The following is a 19,552-nucleotide window of genomic DNA, read 5'->3' as shown; positions in this document are numbered from 1 at the left end:
CGCAGCAACGGAGAATTCCGTGCTGCGGGTTTTATTGTTTTCTAACGGTCTACGGGACTTTGAATAATACCGTCATGCCCAAATAACGCATCCAGCTTGGTAACATCCTCATCGTATTTATCATGGGTAGTCATGATGAGACGTTCGAATACGCCCTCAAGGCTAATGCGAAGATGGTTCAGTGCCTCTGCGGTAATCCCACCACGGACAGCTACACGTTCTTGAAGCTCTTGCGGGGTGAATTCTCCTTCTGTTAGCAGCTTGCCTGTTCCAAGCAGCATTTCACCTGCAAGCCGGCTGATTAACGTCTCTTCAATCCCGGTAACTTCCACCGCAGCTTCAATCCAGCGTTCAATGAAATAGCTCAAGAACGCAGGTCCGCAGCTGGAGAAATCAGAAGCGATTCGGGTATGGGCCTCTTGAATTTCCAAAGGAACACCTATGAAAGACAACAGCTGCAGCAGCACGAGCCTGTCTTCTTTATTAAGCCTGCTGCCAAATATGCACAGTGATGTCCCACTTTTGACACAGTGTGTAATGCTGGGGATGATCTTGGCTATTTTGGACGGCAAAGCGGATTCCAGATGTTGCAATTGAACGGGACTTGTAATGGATACGACGATTTGATCGCTACGGAGATAAGGGCCGATCTCATCTGTTAAGGTTTTGAATTCCAGCGGTTTTACACATAAAAAAACAATGTCACTTCCAGTCGCTGTTTCACTATTGCTTCCGCATAAGTTTATGCCGGGATGACGATCTTCTAGCTCCAGCAGTTTATTCAGACTGCGGTTGCTGGCGAGTACATCGCACGGATTCAGGGCTCCGGAAGAAAGAAAGGCGTCAATCAGCAGGCTGCCCATGCTGCCTGTTCCGATAAATCCAACTTTCACCTGTGGTTCCTCCTTTCTAGCGTTGCTTATTTACTAACTGACATGAATGCTCTTCGTTATATGTATGCAGGATAGACTTGGACAGATGACAGGTTTTGTATGAATAATTAAAGGAGTTTCCAGCCGCAGGAATGTATGAAGATTCACAAAAAGGCATAAGAAGAATTTTTGTGAGGAGGAAAGTAATATGAATAAAGGAAGTATCGTACTCGGAGTGGCTGCTGCTGTAATAGGAAGTGGGCTTTTATGGGCGGCAGGGAGCAAGGGCGATTCCGGGATTGCCGGGTGGGAGACTTTGAATGTTGGTATGGAGCAAGCGGTTGGAATCGCTGAGTCTGGTGCCGCTCCAGCTGCTGGGGGCAGTGAGGGAGGTCATCAGACGAAGGGAAATAAGCTACATTTAGAGAAAGATGCAGGGCAGGCTGAAGCTGCTGGGAATGCTGAAGAAGGTGAGAAGGTTAAGGAGGCAGCGCGAGCAGAACAAGCTGATCAAACTTCGGCAGCTGAAAAAGCTTCGACAGCAGTTGCGGGGGAGAGAGCAGAAGGAGCGGGCCAAACGCCAATGGCAGAAGGCCAAACACCAGCAGGGGCAGAAGTTCAAACGCCAAACATTGCAGGGAAGCAAACGCCTGCAGGGGATAAAGTTGTTGCGGCTAAGGAGACGACTGAGCTTTCCATATCAGCAGCTTCACAGGAAGGTAAAGTAAATGTGAATACTGCGGGTGTTAAGGAGCTGATGGATCTTCCGGGCATCGGAGAAAAGAAGGCTCAGGCAATTATGGATTACCGCAACCGTGCAGGGACCTTTCGCAGCCTGTCTGATCTGGGGAAGGTAAAGGGGATAGGACCTAAAATGCTGGAGAAGTTAAAAGCTTTAGTAATATTTTGAAGATAATAAGAAATGAAGATCGTTGGAAGTGCCACAACCGTTGTCCTAGTGAAAACTTGCGGGGATGTGCTACAATAGTTAACAACTATTTAGAAGGATATGGAGATTGATTATGACTACTGCCTATCGTAAAGACTGGGATACTTATTTCATGGACATTGCCTGTATGGTCTCAACTCGTTCACGCTGCTCACGACGACATGTAGGTGCAGTACTGGTGCAAGGCAAGAAGCTGCTTGGTACCGCGTACAACGGGGCGCCAATGGGCGTACCTGATTGCTCAGAGGCAGGTTGTATGCTCTCGGAGCAATATGAGATGGAGATCGTGGATGGCGTAGAGACTATGGTGAAGAAACAGCGCTGCATTCGCACGATTCATGCCGAACAGAATCTTTTGCTATTCACAGACCGGATTGACCGGGAAGGCAGTACCGTCTACGTGACGGATGAGCCTTGCTGGACCTGTGCAAATATGCTGGCTAATAGCGGTATTGTGGAGATTGTGTATTATCGTCCTTACCGTAAGGATATGGAAAAGGTAGAAGCAATGATGGCTGCCAAAGGCATCGTATTTCGCCAATTGGAGAACTATGAGCCGCCAAGTGAAACGATGATTAAAGTAGCGGAGTAGCTGTATTGTACAACCCTAATTGAATAAGATGGCTTGAGGAAGAACCTCTCGTGCGCTTTTATGGCGTATGCAGAGGTTCTTTTTTTTGTTAAATCTTGCGAAAGGAGGAGAGTGGAGGCATGAAGGAGAGACCCTTATTAAGTTTTACAGTGTGCTGGATTGCTGGAAGCGCAGCAGCGTGTTTATTCTCAGGGATTAGCTTATGGTTGGCGTGGGCTGGATTACTATTTTTACTGGTTAGTATGAGAGTTTGGGTGAACATGAGCTGGAAACAGCTGGCGATATTTTGTTTGGCGATTAGTTTATCCGCTGGATATTGGGAATGGAATGAAGGCCGTAATTTAAGTCACCTGCCTGAAGCGCTAGGGAGATTATTGTCGGAGTTGAATGAGACTGCCGTGGAGGCTAAGGGGACGATAGTTTCCGTGGTGGAACGGGACGGGGACCGGGTTGATTTCACGATGAAGCTCTCAGAGTTATTGTTGATTACTGAGGAAGATGCCGCTTCACCTGATCCGCGGGATGAACAAGATAAAAGAGTGCATGGGGAGTTAATTATGGTGCAGATCAAACTACTTGCCGAGCAAGAAATCGCTATTGCTGCGGAGTGGCGCAGAGGGGATCAGGTGTCGCTAAACGGTGTACTTGAAGAGCCAGCGACAGCGCGGAATTACGGAGGGTTTGATTATCGGGCCTATTTGCATACGCAGAAGATTCACTGGCTTCTAAAGAGTCAAGGTGCAGAGAATGTGCAAGCAACTGCTCCAGATTCATGGAATCCGTTAATGATCTTACGCTGGAATGATAAAGCGCGGGCAGTTCTTGGAGCGGAGACGGATCGGCTGTTTCAAGCGCGCCACTCTGGATATATGAAGGGTTTGGTGATTGGGATGCAGGATGATCTCGATCCGGATACCTTTAAGCAGTTCTCACAACTTGGTTTGACACATATCCTCGCCATTTCAGGTATGCATGTTGCGGTGTATGTTGGTGTTCTTTTATTTATATTCAGGCGCTTACGGATGACAAAAGAAACCACGCTAACAGTCACCTTAGTGCTCGTTCCTGTATACGTCCTGTTGACAGGTGCGGGTCCGTCTATCGTGCGTGCGGGATTAATGAGTATGATTGCATTGCTCGCTGCACGAGTTGGCATGCTGAAGGATGGACTGAATATTTTGGCTGCAGCGGCACTGGTTATGCTGATTTGGAATCCTTACATGCTGCTCAGTGTCAGTTTCCAGTTGTCGTTTCTGGTGACCTTAGGATTAATGGTCTACGTTCCGCTTATGGACCCTCTGCTGAGCGCACTGCCACGCTGGCTTAAAAGCGCCGTCTCTGTGACTCTAGTTGCCCAGTTAGTCTCATTTCCATTGACGATTTATTATTTTAATCAATTTTCTCTCCTGTCTTTAGTGGCTAATCTGGTTTTTGTGCCCTTTATTACTTTTATCGTATTGCCGTTAGGAACGCTTGCGCTACTGCTTGGACGATTGTGGGGAGATGCCGCGATTTTTTTGGCACATATTACGGAGCTGCTGAATAACGTTACTTTTTATGCGGTTGAATGGATTAATGGTTTTGCTGGTGGAGTTCTGATTTGGCGCTCGCCTTCACTGCTGTGGATTGGAGTGTATTATGTCTTATTGTGTGGGCTGTTGTATGCTGCCAGGCTAAGAGTAGAAGCCCGCGCAACACCTCAGTATATGGAGGATGAGACGAGGCCGTTAGCTGAGATTGGTTTATCTGTGAACAAGCACGGCGGGTTTGGGGGAACGGGGAGCGCACAGTATTTTTTGGATGAACCTAAGATTGTACGTTGGAGCGGAGCGATTGTTCTACTATCTGCGGTTGGACTGGGCCTAATGCTGTACAAGGGTTATCAGTCAGAACGTCAGGCGGGTAAAGGGACGATTAGTTACCTGGATATCGGGCAAGGCGACAGTATCCTCATCACTACACCAAAAGGAGCTCATATTCTTGTAGATGGTGGAGGAACGTTAAATTTTGGGCAAAAAGAAGAATGGCGCATTCGCCGCAGCCCGTTCGAGGTAGGGGCTAAAGTGTTGGTGCCTTTGCTTAAAAAACGTGGGATCCACCGTCTGGACGCGATTATTTTGACTCATGGGGATCAGGATCATGCCGGGGGACTCCAAGCCGTTATGGAGGCAATTCCGGTTTCGGCACTGCTTTTTAATGGCACACTCGCTGACCGTGAATCTTATATGGAGATGATGCGGACTGCGCTGGAGAACAATGTTCAACTGTATGCCGTACATCAGGGAATGAGGCTTTCCCCGGATGATAAGACGGAGCTGTCCTTTTTATGGCCGGAAGAACAAGATAGAGAGGGAGCAGCGTCAGGTTCTTCTATGCTGAATAGCATCCCACTGTTGGAGGATCAGAACCACGATTCTGTAGTTTTTCGTCTAGAGATGAACGGAAGAAATTTTCTATTTACCGGAGATATGGATCTGGAAGCCGAGGAGGAGATTGTGCAGCAAGCCCTGCAAAAGGGCATTAACGCAGGACCTGCCATTGACGTTTTAAAAGTAGCTCACCATGGGAGCAAAACTTCAACAGGCGAGTCTTGGCTGCAGTTTTGGCACCCAGCCGCTGCGGTGATTTCTGCGGGAGTAAATAATCTATATGGTCATCCGAAAGCTGAGGTATTGGAACGTTTGAAAGCTAATCAAGCTGCTATTTATAGAACGGATCAGCAGGGAGAGATCCAGATGCGTGTGCGGGCCGACGGGATTATTGTGCGTCATAAGTTGGCGGAGGGAGCGGATTAGGGAGGTAGTTGAGTAATGTGATTGAGCGCTGGGTGGTGTATGTTAATTTTCGCAGACTCTATAAAGTCCCTTTAAAGCTCCTTTAAGGCCCCTTTAAAGCTCCTTTCGTGGTCTTTTACACCACTATAAAACTAAAACCTTGTTTAGTTGCACTTTGTGCAATAGATCGCAATTTAAAGTAGCTGGTTCTTCATTTAGTTGCACTTTGTACACTTAAAATCTGAAAAAACGCCTATTTTTCTAAATTTGAGCAGAAATAGTTGCATGAAGTGCAACTAAATCACTTTATGAGCTGGAAAGATCTTTTTTAGTTGCACTAAGTGCAACTAAACGCTCCATATGAACATATCAAAGCACCTCAATTACATATTATCGTTGTAGCGATACTAACTTTCACATAAGTTCCTGTTACTTGCTGATGATCCCAGTCCATTTGTTCTAGCACCTGCTGTTCTAAGTATGTAACTGTTGTCCCTGTCTAGCACCAGCTGCTCTAATGCTAGTATCTGTTGTCCTATCTAGCACCAACTGCTCTAATCCAGTAGCTCCAGTAGCTCCAGTAGCCGTCGTCCTCCTCCAGTAATTATTACGTACGCATGCACAATATATGTAAACGCTTTATAATAGAGATAGAAGATTCTGGTAAACTCTATGCCTACTTAAACTATGTTGCAAAGTGCGGTGGTGAGAAGCTTGTGTCCTCCGTGTTTTGTAGCGAATTAGGAGATGAAGCGATAGTGAATACATATGCAGAATTTAGAGTCACAACGGAAAGTGTATATGATGTTCAAGTGGAACGCAGTAATCCAATTGGATATGCTTGGCGGATGATCGCCAGGGATCATGAGCAGGTGTTCGGAAAAGCTCCGGTACAAGGAGCAGCAGCTACTGTAATTATTCGTTATGCGACAGAGGATGATGGCTGCCCGGAATGGGCGGAGGGTTTTTGTTTGCGTTTTACAGGTAGTGAAGAGGATCGGATCTTGCATATTATCGGCCGCGATGAATTGGGCATTATTTATGGGATGCTTCATTATAGCCGCCACGTGCTTGGTGTCGATCCCTTCTGGTTCTGGGCGGAGCTTCCTCCTGTTAAGAAAGATGCGATCAATTTACCTATTTCTGATTACAACAGCATTCAGCCAAAGGTGCGTTACCGAGGTTGGTTCGTGAATGATGAAGTGTGTCTTATCGGCTGGAAGGAGGATTATCCTCCGACGGCGGAGGTATGGGAGCCTGTTTTTGAAGCGCTGCTGCGCTGTGGTGGAAATATGGTAATCCCCGGGACGGATTTGCCGAGAAACGGAATTCATCATCAGCTTGCGGTGGATATGGGACTGTGGATCACACATCATCATGCGGAACCGCTTGGCGCGCAAATGTTCCTACGTGCTTTTCCGGGCAAGCAGGCTAGCTATAAAGAATATCCAGAATTGTTTGAACAGCTGTGGAGAGAAGCCATCGAGCGGCAAAAAGATGAAAAAACACTCTGGGTGCTTTCCTTCCGCGGACAGGGTGATAAACCTTTTTGGGAGAATGATCCCTCTTTTGATACTCCGGAGAAACGGGGCGATTTGATCTCATTTGTAGTTCGCAAGCAATACGATATGATCTGTGAATATGTGGACCAGCCTGTGTGCTGTATGGCGATGTACGGAGAAATTGCAGAGCTGTATAAACAAGGAAAGATCGAAGTGCCAGAAGGTGTTATTAAAATATGGGCGGATAACGGATACGGTAAAATGGTGTCGCGACGACATGGCCATCTGAATCTGCGCGTGCCTGCTCTACCCGAGGCAGGAGATCAAGGCAAAAACGGGGTATATTACCACGTCACCTTCCACGACTTGCAGGCCTCCAATCATCTAACACAATTCCCAACGGATCCGTCCTTTATAGTGGAGGAATTACAGGGGGCATTTGCGGCAGGGGCTAGTGAATATCTGCTAGTGAATTCAGGGAATATTTTGCCTCATCTCTATACATTAGATCTGACAGCAAAGTTGTGGATGGATGGAACAGCAGATGCTGATGAACAGCTTCAGACCTTCGTTAACCGTTTCTACACAGCGCAGCAGGGGCGAATTGCACAATTGTACAAAAGCTACTTCAAAAACACCATAGTATATGGTCCTAATGCTGACGACCGCGCAGGCGATGAATTCTATCATCATCCGGCAAGGCAGATTATAGGGCATTGGCTGCAAAATAAGACGGAGAGCGATGAGCGACTGCGCTGGGCCGCAGGGGATGTTCCTTTTGTAGAGCAGGTTCGATGGTTCAGGGATCGAGCTGAGCGAGTTGTACTAGTCTGGTATCTGCTGCGAAAGCAGTGCCTAGAGGTGATGGAACTTTTACCCGAAAAAGAGCGAAACAGGCTGCATGTTCAACTGCTAGTTCAAATTGAGCTGCATTGGAGCGGGTGCAGAGGATTATCCTCTCTTTGCCAGGCGTATATGTGTTACCAAGAAGAGCGATTTCCAGAGGCGTTTATCGAAGCTTCTCATGCGGTTTGGGATTATAAGGAGGGCCAGCAGGCTCTTTTACGGGCAGAGATCGGCCAGTGGAAGCATTTTTATCGGGCTGATTGGTTGACCAATATTGCCAACACTATAGATCATGTAGAAACGGCCCGTAAATTTTTGCGGATTCAGGGGGATAGTCCGGATATGTTTCTATGGTATAAGGAATATTTGATGCCCGAGACCGAAAAACATATCTATCTGGAAAATACGCATCGTAATCCGTTACCGGACGATGAGCTTGCACGGCGGCTGGAGGAGAAATTCAGCTCTCTTTAAAAAATATCCACACACCACTAGTGAACGCTTAAACGTTCATCGGTGGTGTTTTTTAATAAATGACCTATTTTTTATTTTAGAGGGAACTTTTTCAAGTTTGGAAAGTCTTATTAGGCAAGAGGTGAGGCGAAACATGCTAAGCGAAGATATACCATATACAGCAGCGTATGCGCCCGCAATGAGTTTGCGGGAAATGATGGAGGCGTATGGCTCGGATGTGTGGAATTATGCTTTTTTCTTAACTAGAAGTCGAGAGCAGGCAAATGATATCAGCCAAGAAGTGTTTTTGAAGGCGTACAAGAATGTTGGGAAATACCGGGGGCAATCTTCGATGAAAACCTGGCTGCTTACGATTACCAGAAATACGGCCTTCAGTTGGAGCAAAAATAGCTTTTGGCGCAGATTCATAGCTTTGGGTGATCAACCTACTGCTGTTAATGCACCTTCTGCGGAAAAAGAAGCCCTTGGCAATCAGTATGCGAACCGGATCTGGGAAATTATTATGACCCTTCCAGAGAAGAACAGAGAGGTGCTTGTGCTAGATATTCAACATGGATTATCCATTGCCGAAATGTCAGATTTGCTGAATGTAGCACAAGGAACCGTGAAATCTCGGCTCGCGCGGGCGAGAGAGAAGGTTAAAGAGGCTATCCAGAAGGAGGAGAGGGAATGAAACGCAACGCCGATGATAGTAATCCAGTGATGATCGGGCAGACGGATTGGTATGCGCAAGCAGGCAAAAATCCTTTCATTGAAGATGGTTTTACGCCTGAGTTAATGATGCGGATCGAACAGGCTGCTGCGAATAAAAGTTCAGCTTACAAACGTTATTGGATAAATAAAAATGTGGTGTTGACCAGTCTGGCTACGATTTTGTTGATAGGTGCGCTTACCTTCCCTATGGGCATATGGAAAAACACAGGGCCAATCCATTCGTCATCCGTTCAGTCACAAGGCGCAGGCATACTGCCTTCTTCTAGTCCTGCAACTAATGATAAAGCGATAGAGCCTCCGACAAGTCCAGTAGAATTTGAGATTAGCGGTAAGAAATACTACATGCCTTTGCCAATGAACAGAGATAAGAGTAAAGCGTATGCCGTTGAGACAACAGCGGGAATCCTTTGGTCGCCGCCACCCCCGATGGTGGACTACAAGAAGCCAAAGTACACACATCCTACAGAACCGTTCACTCTTTACCTGAGCTCGAAGGACCAGACGGAATTATCGGCTTCTTCAGCTACTAGGATTTATACTTTACCTCTTTTTGCAGGAGGGGCAAGTACTTATCAATATTTGAGTGGATTTTTTGGAGCGGGCGATTACGCTCTGCTATTTACCTATACGAAGACTATAGGTTCAGGCATTATGGAGAATGGTAGATTTTTTATTCTAAATGTTAAAAAAGCAGCGACAGGAGAATCAGTGGTACCGAAAGAGCTTACGTCCTTTGATTGGGAGCTATTAGAATATAAGTCAATAATCGCAGTGGATAAGGAGCATGACCAGATCGTATTTAGTTACCTAGAATACCCGGTAGATAAGACATACCAAGACAAAACAGTGCTTTATGATATGGAGACCTTAAGCATTCAAACACCTGCATCGACCATTGGATTTAGAGACATTAATGGACAATCGTTAACCATGGAATATGAGATGAATGGAGAACTTTATAAAGCTGATATTCTTACGAAAGGTGGACCAGGGTGGTTAGATGAAGATTGGGCATTTTTATCAGAAGAGCGACAAAATGAGCTGTATCAGGAATTTTACAGTCAGACTCCCTAGTAGATAAATCACTAAATAAAAGCTATACTTTTTGATAAAGTATTTTCTTTTGAGAAGAGTGGAGCCGAAGCGATGAAGAAGTTAACGATTGATGATGTGGCTCAAAAAGCGGGAGTTTCGAAAAGTACGGTCTCCCAATTTTTGAACAAACGTTTTAAATATATGAGCGAAGCGACGAAAAACCGGATTGAGGCCGTAATTGAGGAGCTTAATTATCAGCCAAATGGTCTGGCACGCAGTCTGAAGCAGAACCGGACGCATATGGTCGGGATCATCGTAGCTAATATTGACTACACGCTGTCAATCCAATGTATCCGGGCGATTGAGAATGAGCTGCAGCATCACGGAATCCAAGTGATCATATGCAACGCAGATGAGAATGCGGAGAAAGAAAGCAAATATGTAGAAACCTTAATCGCTCGTCAGGTGGATGGGCTGATTATTTTTCCTACAGGGAATAACCCGTCTGCCTATAGCAAGCTGGTAGAGGCTGATTTCCCGCTAGTCTTTATGGATCGTCTGGTAGATGGAATCACCACGCAGAGTCTATTGCTGGATAATGAAATGGCGGCAAAGATAGGCGTAGGGCAGCTAATTCAGCAAGGCCATGAGCGGATTGCTCTGGTGTCCCTTCCAATTGGGGAGCATGCGATTACCCCTCGGAAAGAGCGGATTAGTGGCTACAAAAAAGCGATGGAAGAAGCGGGCATAACGCTGCGTGAGGAGTATATTTGCAGTGTATCCAAAGAGGAATTAGCTTCGGGGCTGGAACACTTATTAGCACTGCCGGAGCCGCCAACTGCACTGCTGGCTACGAACGACATCACACTAGCGGAAATTCTGAAATATGCGAATCGAAATGCCATCTCTATTCCAGAACAGTTGTCGGTCATCGGGATAGATGATGCGGAATTCGCGCAAATTTATAATCCGGTCATTACGACAATCCGTCAGCCTGCTTACGAGATGGGGATGCAGGCTGCCAAGATTATACTCTCTTGTATCGAGGATAAGGGAGCTTCTGTTCCAATTACATATCGTTTCCCGCCGACCTTGCAGCAAGGGCAGTCGGTGAAGTCTTACAAATAAGTTTGAACTATAAAAAGGGGAGTGCCCAGCAGCTATTTCTTAGCTTGTTGGGCACTCCCCCTTTTATTGGACCTAAGTTTATCTAAACACTAAACTTGGGTTTGATTGGGTAATATTTTCGCGTAGGAAGTCACTATCGGACTCAGCTGACCTTATATGCGGTATAATCCCATATTTGGAGTACTATCGGACCCCATCGCAGCTATCGGCATGGAAAACATGCTAAATGCCCTTTTTCATAAGGAATAGTGTCACTGGAGTCCGAAACTACGCCGCAAAGGTAAAAAAATTGCAAATAGCGTCTTTTGGGTCCGAAAGCCCTGAGGTACGTGATTACACTGCTGAAGCATAGCAATAGCAATAGCAAAAGCTTAACATAGCAAAGCCAAAGCCAAAGCCAAAGCTAAAGCCAAAGCTAAAGCCAAAGCCAAAGCCAAAGCCATAGCATAGCAATAGCAGCCAATCAGCAACCCAAAAAGCAGAGCAGCGCTCCTCCAATAACGGAGAATCGCTGCTCTGTGTCTTTTTGCGATTATTAGACTTCTTGTTGCATAAACTTCGCAAGTTCCTCACGGGTGGGAAGTCCGTCCATATCGCCTGGCGACATGACGGCTAACGCACCGATCGCATTGCCGCGTTTGACGGCCTCAGCAATCGGAAGCTTTTCCAGCATCGCACTGATTACGCCAACCGCAAATCCATCACCTGCACCCACCGTATCAACAACCTGCTCCACCTTGAATCCGTCCACGTAACCTTCCCCAGCAGAGGATTTATAGTAAGCGCCTTCAGGGCCAAGCTTGATGACGACTAAGCTTACGCCACGCTCCAGGTAATAGTCTGCAATCTCTTCGGGTGTGCTCAGTCCGGTAAGGATTTTACCTTCACCGAGTCCCGGCAGGAACCAGTCGCAGCGTGTAGCCAGATCATTGATGGTACTCACCATTGTTTCTGTATCCGGCCATAAGCTAGGACGCAGATTAGGATCCAGAGAGATCGTCTTTCCTTTACTCTTCATAAATTCCATAGCGTGAATAGAAAATTCAAGACAGCTCTTGGACAAAGCGGCGGAGATACTTGTAACATGCAGATGTCCTGCGGAATTGAAGTAGGCCTCGTCGAAATCCTCCAGACTAAGCGTGGAGGCCGCGGAGTTTTTGCGGAAGTATTCGACCTTTGGATCGCCGGTAACCACTTTCGATTTGATAAGCATGCCTGTTGAATACTCTTTAGTAAAAGTAATATTGTCCGTATTAATGTTCTCATTCTTCATCGCCTGAGCAATGAATGTGCCAAAGTTATCTTCGCCGAGCTTCGTAACATAACCTGTAGGATGATTCAAACGCGACAAGCCTGTAGCCACGTTGCTTTCTGCACCTGCTAATGCTTTGGAGAACGAAAATACTTCATGCAGAGGACCAGCCTCATTCGCATAAAACATCGCCATCGGCTCCCCGAAAGTGACGGCATCCAGCTGTTTACTCATTTTTAGTTCCTCCTAGGGTAATGATTTTATCCCAGTATAATGATTTGTAATTTGAAATTATCACATAAATCGGTTTTGTACAATAAAAGAATGATTGTTAACCAAAAAACTTTTTTCGTAAAAAGAAAATAATGTTTCCATAAACCCTTGTTTTATAAAGGTTTTACTTAGAATTTATTACTTATTTCCACCTGATGTAATAAAAATGTATTGACTGTTAATCGTATTGTTATTACTATTTCCTTATAGAACAAAACGCAATAATTAGTAAATTTAATAAAAAAGTTTATCTAAAAAAGTATTTCCTGTTTATCTATGATCGTACCAAGAGAAAGGGAGTCTACTGATGAAGAAAATGAAAGTATTGCAGAATGTGGCATCCGTCGGGGTTGTAGCGGTTATTCGAGCAGATAGTGCTGAGGAAGCTTTTAAGATGTCCGTTGCTTGTATAGAAGGCGGTCTAAATAATATTGAGGTAACTTTTACTACACCAGACGCGGATGTGGCGATTAAGAGATTGGTTGCAGAGTACGGAAGTCGTGCGGTGATTGGCGCCGGAACTGTCTTGGACCCCTTAACAGCTAGAATAGCCATTCTTGCAGGTTCAGAGTTTGTGGTTAGTCCCTCTTTTGAAGTGGAGACAGCTAAGATGTGTAATCTTTATGGCATTCCCTATATGCCTGGTTGCATGACATTAAATGAAATGAAGGAAGCGCTGAAGTACGGCGTGGATGTGCTTAAATTGTTCCCTGGCAGTGCTTTCGGTCCGGATTATGTAAAAGCGGTTAAAGGTCCTATGCCACATGTGAATATTATGCCGACCGGTGGCGTGGATTTGAACAATATGGAGAAGTGGATTGCAAACGGCTGCATGGCTGTGGGCATTGGGGGGAATTTGACTGCACCGGCGAAGAATGGCCGATACGATCAGATTACTGATCTTGCTGCCCAATATGTGGCGAAGTTTAAAGAGATAAAAGGGATTTAATGTATTCGAACGGAGATTAAAATCCGGATTCGCGTTTTTATTTATAGGCTGTGTGGCTGACAGACGTTGGCCATGCAGCCTTTTTATGTTGATTTTCTTTGAGCTGTCCATATTCCTTTTATTCTATGCTTTTTAGAAAGTATAGAATCGGGATAAAGATAATAAACTATATAATAGAAGAGTAGTGATACATGGACTGAACGTCAGGATTTATTATCCAGCCGGGAGTGAGTATATGCCTGCTTATAATGATAAAAAGCTGTATCAAGCAGCGGATGAAGATGATGCTGAGTACGTAGAAATTGAGTCGGCATTCCATGGTTGTAAGGTGACGGAAGGGCAGATCTACAGATTAGAGCGCAATTACAATAACCCTCAATTATTTGAGAATGGAGAAGCCTATGTGGTGGATGATGAGACTAGGGAAAACTACGCGGTCTTCATGCTCTGCAAAATTGCGCTCTATAAATAGAGTTTCTTGCTCGATACCGGAGGGTAATATTTAAGACAGACGGCTTCATTTCCGACAAGGGGATAGGCCGTTTCTTTTGATGTCATTTTTGTTACTAAGATAGTGAAAAAGAGTATTTGAATGATTGTTGTTTCCCCTGTATGCTTAGTAGGAATTATTGGCTGTGCAATGCGGGATAGCGCGTTGTAACGGCTGGCTTAACATGACGTTCTAAGAAAAGTTTGGTATTCTAAAAATATTAATTACACGGTTGCAACAAATTCGCAGTCTTGCGCGTCAGTAAGATTGCATAGAGAGGGGGAACCTTCGTGGTGGAGCAGGGACTCATCAGAGCCGCTCAAGCGGGCGATCGCGACGCTCTAATCACCCTATTGCGAGAAATTGAAGGACATGTATATAAAACGGCCTTCTACATTTTGCATAATGAACAAGATGCGCTAGATGCATCTCAGGAAGCCTTGATCCGGGTTTATACAAAAATCGGCTCATATGAGGAGAAGGCCCAGTTCAAAACGTGGGTTCAGCGAATCGTCACTAACATTTGCATTGATAAATTCAGAAGAACTAAACCTACAGTTTCTATTGATGAACATGAAATGGTGTTTCAGGATAAACACAATGTGGAACGTGAGGTTCTATCCTCTTATTTAGCTGAGGATATACGCGAAGCGATTGATCAATTGCCCGAGCATCATCGGACAGTCATCGTCCTGCGCTATTTACAGGATTTTTCTTACAACGAGATTGCAGATTGTCTGGATTTGCCCTTGAATACAGTGAAATCATACTTATTTCGGGCTAGACAGCAACTGCAGAATAGACTTCAGGAGTACCAGAAAGGTGGTGTATCGGGATGAAATGCGCGGAGGTGATGGAATGGATGCACCGCTATTTAGACAAAGATTTGAGTCAAGATGAGATTGTTGAGATGTTCCGTCATATCGATAATTGTCCTTCCTGCGCGGAAGTCTTTGAGCGCCTGACACTTCTCTCCAATGAATTGGAGCAGTTGCCAGACGTGAAACCCCCGTTTAGTCTGGTTGACTCTATTTTACCTCAGCTTGCAGAATTGGATCGAAGCAGTCGTGAACAAAGTGCTGTGAGATCTGAGGAGCCGGTTGTTGTTCCATTTTCACGTGAAAGCTCCCGCGGTAAACCTTCCAAGGGAACCTCTATAGCAACACGGACAGGCATTGGAGCTATTGCAGCTGCCGTTCTATTAGGGATCGCAATATTTAATATGCCCGATAAAATGCCTGGGGCAGAAGTAGAACAAAGGATGCAGGATAGTGCTAAAACAGCCAGCGATGATACTAAGGATACAGCAATGGAATCACAAGCTTCTATTACTGCTAACTCTGATGGAGCTTCACCTGCAGCTGGTGGAGAGAACGAGGGCGCTGCCCAGTATAAGACGGATGCAACAGAGATGAACGAAGATAACGCCGCTTTAGATAGAGCGACGGGACCAGTGGACCCTACCACGATGCCAAGTGCACCGGCGGATGCAGCTGATGCGGGAGCTGGAGCTGGAGGGCGGTCGATCACCGAACCGCCTCAAAGCGCAGATCCTAAGCCTACAGAGAAAATTGTTTCGCCAAAGCAGGATGTCGCCACGAAATCTCATAATTCAGATTCTAGCAACGCCAGTAGCAATCAGCTAAAGGTGGATAATAAGGAGCAAACTGCTGATATGAATTCAGACAGCGCAGCCGATTCTGCTCCGCTGATGGAGGATTCTTTAAAGATTCCTTATGACTATGGACGGGAAGTTATGAGCTTAAGCAGTTCTGATGAATCTAATGTGCAGACCTGGACTTCCCCTGATGGTCAGTATGCTATAGAATTTATTGGATTGCAGCTTGTGATTTATAAGAAGTCGCCAGCGGGCTCAACGGAAGAACGGTTAGCCGTAAACTCTTATCCGCTGGAAGGAAATTGGATTTCTGGTGAATGGTCTGCGGACAGCTCGAAGTTTACGTACGTGACTGAAAAAGATGGTGTGAATGTAACCAAGGTGTACACTGTACAGGAAGCAGTTTCTTCAAGTCCGGCTGCATCCCCTGGGGCGACACCAACGAACACTCCAACCTCATCTTCAACAAATTAAAGTGGGGTTGGAACTTTTTTCGAAGTTTCTGAATATACTATATCAACAGGACAGGAACTAGAAAGTATAGGTTTTGCAGAACATCGGTATGACCGCCGGATGCGGAGTTTCTAGAGCTTCGCACTCCGTCGTTTATATAGATGCGCCGCTTAAACGGAGAGGCTTTGGCCATGGCTGCCAGAGTTTCTCCGTTTTTGCATGCATTTTTGTAGTTTTTTTTGCTACAATAGAACTCTGGACAAAATGGGCTAGATGAATGGAAAAGGAAGTGGCGGGATGGATGCCAAAACGGCGATAAAAGAAATCAAACAAGGGAAGATCTCACCGTTATATGTTTTATATGGCAGTGAGAAATTTCGAATGAATGAATTCACGGCACTGCTGGAAGAACAGCTGATTGCTAAAGAGGATCGTGATTTCGCAGTTATTCCCTTTGATCTCTCTGAGACGCCGGTGCAGGCTGTGGTAGAAGAAGCGGAGACTGTGCCATTTATGGTAGAACGTAAATTATTGCTGGTGCGGGATGCCTCGTTATTTACAGCGGGCAAAGAAAATGCCAAACTGGAGCATCGTATAGATCTTTTAAGTGACTATTTGCAGCATCCTGTAGACTTCAGTGTAATCGTCTTTATGGTGAATAATGATAAGCTGGATGAGCGTAAAAAAATTGTGAAGACTGTCAAATCAGTGGGCACAGTATTAGCCTTTAATCCGCTGGGGGCAGAAGAGCTGCTGCGCTGGGTGGAAAAAGGAATTCGTGAGCGGGGTTGTGTAATGGCACCTGGCACGGCAGAAATTCTTATAACGAATGCAGGCACAGGCTTGCAAGGTTTATCTGCAGAGATGGACAAGCTTTGTTTATTCGCTGGTAAGGGCGGCACAGTGGATGCGGGGGCCGTAGAGAGTCTGGTACACCGTGGTACAGAACAAAATGTGTTTACGCTTGTTGAGGATATCGCTAATCTGCGTCTTGATAAGGCGCTTGATACATTATATGAGCTGCTGAAGCAGCGTGAGGAACCGATCAAGATCGCAGCGTTGGTTGCGCGGCAGTTCCGCATTATTTTGCAGGTTAAGGATTTATCAGCACATAGTTATTCGCAGGGACAGATTGCGTCACAGATCGGATTGCATCCATATGCGGTTAAACTTGCTGGGGAGCAGGCCCATAAGTTCTCCAGTGAACGATTACGGCAAATCTTAAGTGCATTGGCGGATCTGGATTATAAAATGAAAACAGGGGCTATAGACAAAGTGCTAGGGCTGGAGCTGTTCATGCTGCGTTTAGGTGTCTGAGCTAAGAAGGGGAAAAAGTATTGGAGATGATCTGACTATGAAAAGAATATTTCAATATTCGGCACTGCTGTTACTCGTTCTATTAATTAGTTCCTGTGGCAAAACGGATACTAATTCACCGTCAGGTTCAGCTTCTGAGTCGCCTGCGAATTCGAATACCTCTGCAGATGCACCTTCTTATTTTGGGGAATGGAGTGTACAAGGTCTAGTAGGTTCTACACCTGTCTCGGCAGCGGAGGATGAAAAGCTTATTGGCATGCGGGTAACTTATTCGCAAGAAAAGGCATCTTTTGATAAAGATGAAATTATGAACCCTGAATATAAGGAAGAGAACATAACAAAGGATGACTTTTTTAACGAATACAGAAATGAATTAAGCGACCTTGGCATCGAAACGGAATCGGTTATGACGGTATCTATAAATAATTGGACGAATCCCGGCAGCAGTTTTATTGTTAAAGACGATCAAACGATGATTTTTTTATGGGATGGTAACTATTATGAAATGAAAAAAGAGAATAAATAAATGAAAGAAGACCGTCTCTCTGAGGGGGTCTTCTTTCATTTAATAAACATCTCTTAAACACTACTTATTATTAATTAATAGACACAAAAAAACCTAACCGTATGAAGCATAGCGGTCAGGTTCTTCAATTGCTCATTATGAATGTCGTCTTAGGCTTGAGCCGTAAGAGCGTTCAATTTCTTCGCCAAGCGGGATTTTTTGCGGGCAGCCGCATTTTTATGAACCAGACCTTTACTTACGGCCTTGTCCAGCTTTTTGGAAGCAGCTAGGAAAGCAGCTTGAGCAGTTTCTACTTCCGTACCAGTCAGAGCTACATCAGCAGTTTTCACAGCTGTACGAAGCGCGGATTTTTGGGAAGCATTCAGTGCACGGCGTTTTTCGTTCGTGTTTACGCGTTTAACCGCGGATTTAATATTTGGCATTGCATTCACCTCCTGTAAGACATTCGAAATCATTATCAAATGATTCACAACTTAAAATAGTTTAGCATGACCGGTAGCAAAAAGCAATACTTAAAGCTTTCAAATTAAACCTCCGTATCCTGCATAAACATTGGCTTTCTCTCGCACACTATCGACAAAAGAGCATAGGCAGAAGCTTGCCGAATGAGGATGAACTCATGGAAGTGTATGCTTACAAAACTTTTAGGAGGCTGGTACACAATGGAACCGGATCTGCAGCTATATTCTGTGCGCACCGATTTGGCATTAGAGGCAAAGGAAATGGCTCAAGGCCCACAACGAACGCCGATCCCTGGTGTGAACGAAGAAGTGGAAGAGTCTGATGGGATTAAAGTGACCCGTCTTGGTGTAGCTAATGCTGCCGGATCACAGGCAATAGGACGCGCAATTGGTAACTATGTAACCCTTGAGGTACCCGCTCTGCGTGGCGGAGATACAGGCTTGCAGCAAAAGGTGGCAGAAGTTTTTGCCCGCGAATTTGAGGACTTTTTGATCAGAATTGGGATTGGCAAGGATGCATCTGTGTTGATTGTTGGTCTTGGTAACTGGAATGTTACACCGGATTCACTGGGTCCGTTGGTGGTGGAGAACTCACTCATTACGCGGCAGTTCTATGAGCTGGTTCCGGATCAGATCTCCCCTGGTTATCGTAAGGTGAGCGCTATTGCTCCTGGAGTGCTTGGGCTGACTGGGATTGAGTCGAGTGAAGTCGTGCAGGGAATCGTGGATCGGACGAAACCTGAGCTTATTATTGCCATAGATGCGTTGGCATCCCGGTCACTGGAGCGTATCAATACGACGATTCAAATTGCCGACATTGGGATCCATCCCGGTTCGGGGATTGGCAACAAGCGACGTGGATTAACCCAAGAAATTCTGGGTGTTCCTTGTATCGCAATCGGAGTGCCCACTGTCTGCTATGCCTCAACTATTGTAAATAATGTGCTGGAGATGATGAAAAATCACTTCGGGCAAGGAGCAAACCATACGAAGGAAATCATGGGGATGCTGGACGATATCTCTGAGCAGGAACGCTTGTCATTAGTGAAGGAAGTGCTTGAACCTCTGGGGCACGATTTGATTGTCACTCCCAAGGAAATCGATGAATTTATTGAAGGGATCGCGAATATTGTGGCCAGTGGTCTGAATGCGGCTTTACATGATGCGGTTGATCCTGAGAATGTTGGCGCGTATACCCACTAACTGAATTATGGTTTGTTTAGCCCGGCGGGATGCTGAATTAAGGTATCCTGTACGGGCTTTATGTCTATTCTCTCATTTTCGGTTCTAGTATTGCTCTTGCGCTCATAGATTTGGAGTATAAGAG

17 protein-coding genes are annotated in these 19,552 nt (G+C 45.5%); 14 read left to right on the top strand and 3 right to left on the bottom strand.

Annotated features, from left to right (window positions below; translation table 11 throughout):
• Positions 1-41: 41 nt before the first annotated feature.
• Positions 42-893 carry a late competence protein ComER gene (gene comER, locus MHI32_RS23855; RefSeq protein WP_036677548.1) on the bottom strand — a complete coding sequence of 284 codons (852 nt, stop codon included), beginning with the start codon at positions 891-893 and terminating at the stop codon, positions 42-44.
• 187 nt (positions 894-1,080) lie between these two features.
• Here comER and MHI32_RS23850 point away from each other — a divergent pair, with 187 nt between their 5' ends.
• From MHI32_RS23850 to MHI32_RS23820, 7 genes are all read left to right on the top strand, one after another.
• Positions 1,081-1,782, top strand: a complete 702-nt coding sequence (locus MHI32_RS23850) for a ComEA family DNA-binding protein (RefSeq protein ID WP_076278811.1) — start codon at positions 1,081-1,083, stop codon at positions 1,780-1,782.
• 112 nt (positions 1,783-1,894) lie between these two features.
• A complete protein-coding gene (locus MHI32_RS23845) occupies positions 1,895-2,413 on the top strand; it encodes a dCMP deaminase family protein (RefSeq protein ID WP_076137388.1) in 519 nt (172 codons plus the stop codon).
• A 119-nt stretch (positions 2,414-2,532) separates the two neighbouring features.
• Positions 2,533-5,208, top strand: a complete 2,676-nt coding sequence (locus MHI32_RS23840; protein ID WP_340011071.1) for a ComEC/Rec2 family competence protein — start codon at positions 2,533-2,535, stop codon at positions 5,206-5,208.
• A 737-nt stretch (positions 5,209-5,945) separates the two neighbouring features.
• Positions 5,946-8,009: a glycosyl hydrolase 115 family protein gene (locus MHI32_RS23835; protein WP_340011069.1), complete on the top strand. Its 2,064-nt coding sequence runs from the start codon at positions 5,946-5,948 to the stop codon at positions 8,007-8,009.
• Between the two features lie 133 nt (positions 8,010-8,142).
• On the top strand, positions 8,143-8,682 hold the full coding sequence (locus tag MHI32_RS23830; protein WP_076129686.1) for an RNA polymerase sigma factor: 540 nt from the start codon (positions 8,143-8,145) through the stop codon (positions 8,680-8,682).
• A complete protein-coding gene (locus MHI32_RS23825; protein WP_076278810.1) occupies positions 8,679-9,797 on the top strand; it encodes a hypothetical protein in 1,119 nt (372 codons plus the stop codon). The genes MHI32_RS23830 and MHI32_RS23825 overlap by 4 nt, the downstream gene beginning before the upstream one ends.
• A gap of 72 nt (positions 9,798-9,869) precedes the next feature.
• Positions 9,870-10,886 carry a LacI family DNA-binding transcriptional regulator gene (locus MHI32_RS23820; protein ID WP_076179378.1) on the top strand — a complete coding sequence of 339 codons (1,017 nt, stop codon included), beginning with the start codon at positions 9,870-9,872 and terminating at the stop codon, positions 10,884-10,886.
• 535 nt (positions 10,887-11,421) lie between these two features.
• Here MHI32_RS23820 and MHI32_RS23815 read toward each other — a convergent pair.
• Entirely contained in the window at positions 11,422-12,372 is a 951-nt protein-coding gene (locus MHI32_RS23815) for a sugar kinase (RefSeq protein WP_076129690.1), read from the bottom strand.
• 346 nt (positions 12,373-12,718) lie between these two features.
• On the opposite strand from MHI32_RS23815, the gene MHI32_RS23810 reads away from it, so the two are divergent.
• From MHI32_RS23810 to MHI32_RS23785, 6 genes are all read left to right on the top strand, one after another.
• Entirely contained in the window at positions 12,719-13,360 is a 642-nt protein-coding gene (locus MHI32_RS23810) for a bifunctional 2-keto-4-hydroxyglutarate aldolase/2-keto-3-deoxy-6-phosphogluconate aldolase (RefSeq protein ID WP_038572952.1), read from the top strand.
• A gap of 235 nt (positions 13,361-13,595) precedes the next feature.
• Positions 13,596-13,832, top strand: a complete 237-nt coding sequence (locus tag MHI32_RS23805) for a hypothetical protein (protein WP_038572950.1) — start codon at positions 13,596-13,598, stop codon at positions 13,830-13,832.
• A 308-nt stretch (positions 13,833-14,140) separates the two neighbouring features.
• Complete coding sequence (locus MHI32_RS23800) at positions 14,141-14,689, top strand: sigma-70 family RNA polymerase sigma factor (RefSeq protein WP_036677530.1); 549 nt, start codon at positions 14,141-14,143, stop codon at positions 14,687-14,689.
• Positions 14,686-15,942 (top strand): zf-HC2 domain-containing protein, encoded by a 1,257-nt coding sequence (locus tag MHI32_RS23795; RefSeq protein ID WP_340011065.1) that lies wholly within the window; start codon positions 14,686-14,688, stop codon positions 15,940-15,942. The genes MHI32_RS23800 and MHI32_RS23795 overlap by 4 nt, the downstream gene beginning before the upstream one ends.
• A 276-nt stretch (positions 15,943-16,218) precedes the next feature.
• Complete coding sequence (gene holA, locus MHI32_RS23790; RefSeq protein ID WP_036677525.1) at positions 16,219-17,238, top strand: DNA polymerase III subunit delta; 1,020 nt, start codon at positions 16,219-16,221, stop codon at positions 17,236-17,238.
• A gap of 37 nt (positions 17,239-17,275) precedes the next feature.
• A complete protein-coding gene (locus tag MHI32_RS23785) occupies positions 17,276-17,764 on the top strand; it encodes a hypothetical protein (RefSeq protein WP_076129692.1) in 489 nt (162 codons plus the stop codon).
• A 149-nt stretch (positions 17,765-17,913) separates the two neighbouring features.
• On the opposite strand, the gene rpsT is transcribed toward MHI32_RS23785, so the two are convergent.
• Positions 17,914-18,186 (bottom strand): 30S ribosomal protein S20, encoded by a 273-nt coding sequence (rpsT, locus tag MHI32_RS23780; protein ID WP_036677521.1) that lies wholly within the window; start codon positions 18,184-18,186, stop codon positions 17,914-17,916.
• 240 nt (positions 18,187-18,426) lie between these two features.
• Here rpsT and gpr point away from each other — a divergent pair, with 240 nt between their 5' ends.
• Positions 18,427-19,428, top strand: coding sequence for a GPR endopeptidase (gene gpr / locus MHI32_RS23775; RefSeq protein WP_036677518.1), 1,002 nt, complete (start codon positions 18,427-18,429; stop codon positions 19,426-19,428).
• Positions 19,429-19,552 lie beyond the last annotated feature (124 nt).

Source organism: Paenibacillus sp. FSL H7-0690 (assembly GCF_037980415.1).
In the GTDB taxonomy this organism is placed as follows: Bacteria; Bacillota; Bacilli; order Paenibacillales; family Paenibacillaceae; genus Paenibacillus_AQ; species Paenibacillus_AQ odorifer.
The sequence above is the reverse complement of the archived record's forward strand: the minus strand, read 5'-3'. Positions and strand labels throughout refer to the sequence as shown.

Bases quoted from the DNA above. Each gene is read 5' to 3' on its own strand.
- MHI32_RS23850 (WP_076278811.1), top strand. From the start codon at position 1,081: ATGAATAAAGGAAGTATCGTACTCGGAGTGGCTGCTGCTGTAATAGGA.
- MHI32_RS23845 (WP_076137388.1), top strand. From the start codon at position 1,895: ATGACTACTGCCTATCGTAAAGACTGGGATACTTATTTCATGGACATT.
- MHI32_RS23840 (WP_340011071.1), top strand. From the start codon at position 2,533: ATGAAGGAGAGACCCTTATTAAGTTTTACAGTGTGCTGGATTGCTGGA.
- MHI32_RS23830 (WP_076129686.1), top strand. From the start codon at position 8,143: ATGCTAAGCGAAGATATACCATATACAGCAGCGTATGCGCCCGCAATG.
- MHI32_RS23825 (WP_076278810.1), top strand. From the start codon at position 8,679: ATGAAACGCAACGCCGATGATAGTAATCCAGTGATGATCGGGCAGACG.
- MHI32_RS23820 (WP_076179378.1), top strand. From the start codon at position 9,870: ATGAAGAAGTTAACGATTGATGATGTGGCTCAAAAAGCGGGAGTTTCG.
- MHI32_RS23815 (WP_076129690.1), bottom strand. From the start codon at position 12,372: ATGAGTAAACAGCTGGATGCCGTCACTTTCGGGGAGCCGATGGCGATG.
- MHI32_RS23810 (WP_038572952.1), top strand. From the start codon at position 12,719: ATGAAGAAAATGAAAGTATTGCAGAATGTGGCATCCGTCGGGGTTGTA.
- MHI32_RS23805 (WP_038572950.1), top strand. From the start codon at position 13,596: ATGCCTGCTTATAATGATAAAAAGCTGTATCAAGCAGCGGATGAAGAT.
- MHI32_RS23795 (WP_340011065.1), top strand. From the start codon at position 14,686: ATGAAATGCGCGGAGGTGATGGAATGGATGCACCGCTATTTAGACAAA.
- holA (WP_036677525.1), top strand. From the start codon at position 16,219: ATGGATGCCAAAACGGCGATAAAAGAAATCAAACAAGGGAAGATCTCA.
- MHI32_RS23785 (WP_076129692.1), top strand. From the start codon at position 17,276: ATGAAAAGAATATTTCAATATTCGGCACTGCTGTTACTCGTTCTATTA.
- rpsT (WP_036677521.1), bottom strand. From the start codon at position 18,186: ATGCCAAATATTAAATCCGCGGTTAAACGCGTAAACACGAACGAAAAA.
- gpr (WP_036677518.1), top strand. From the start codon at position 18,427: ATGGAACCGGATCTGCAGCTATATTCTGTGCGCACCGATTTGGCATTA.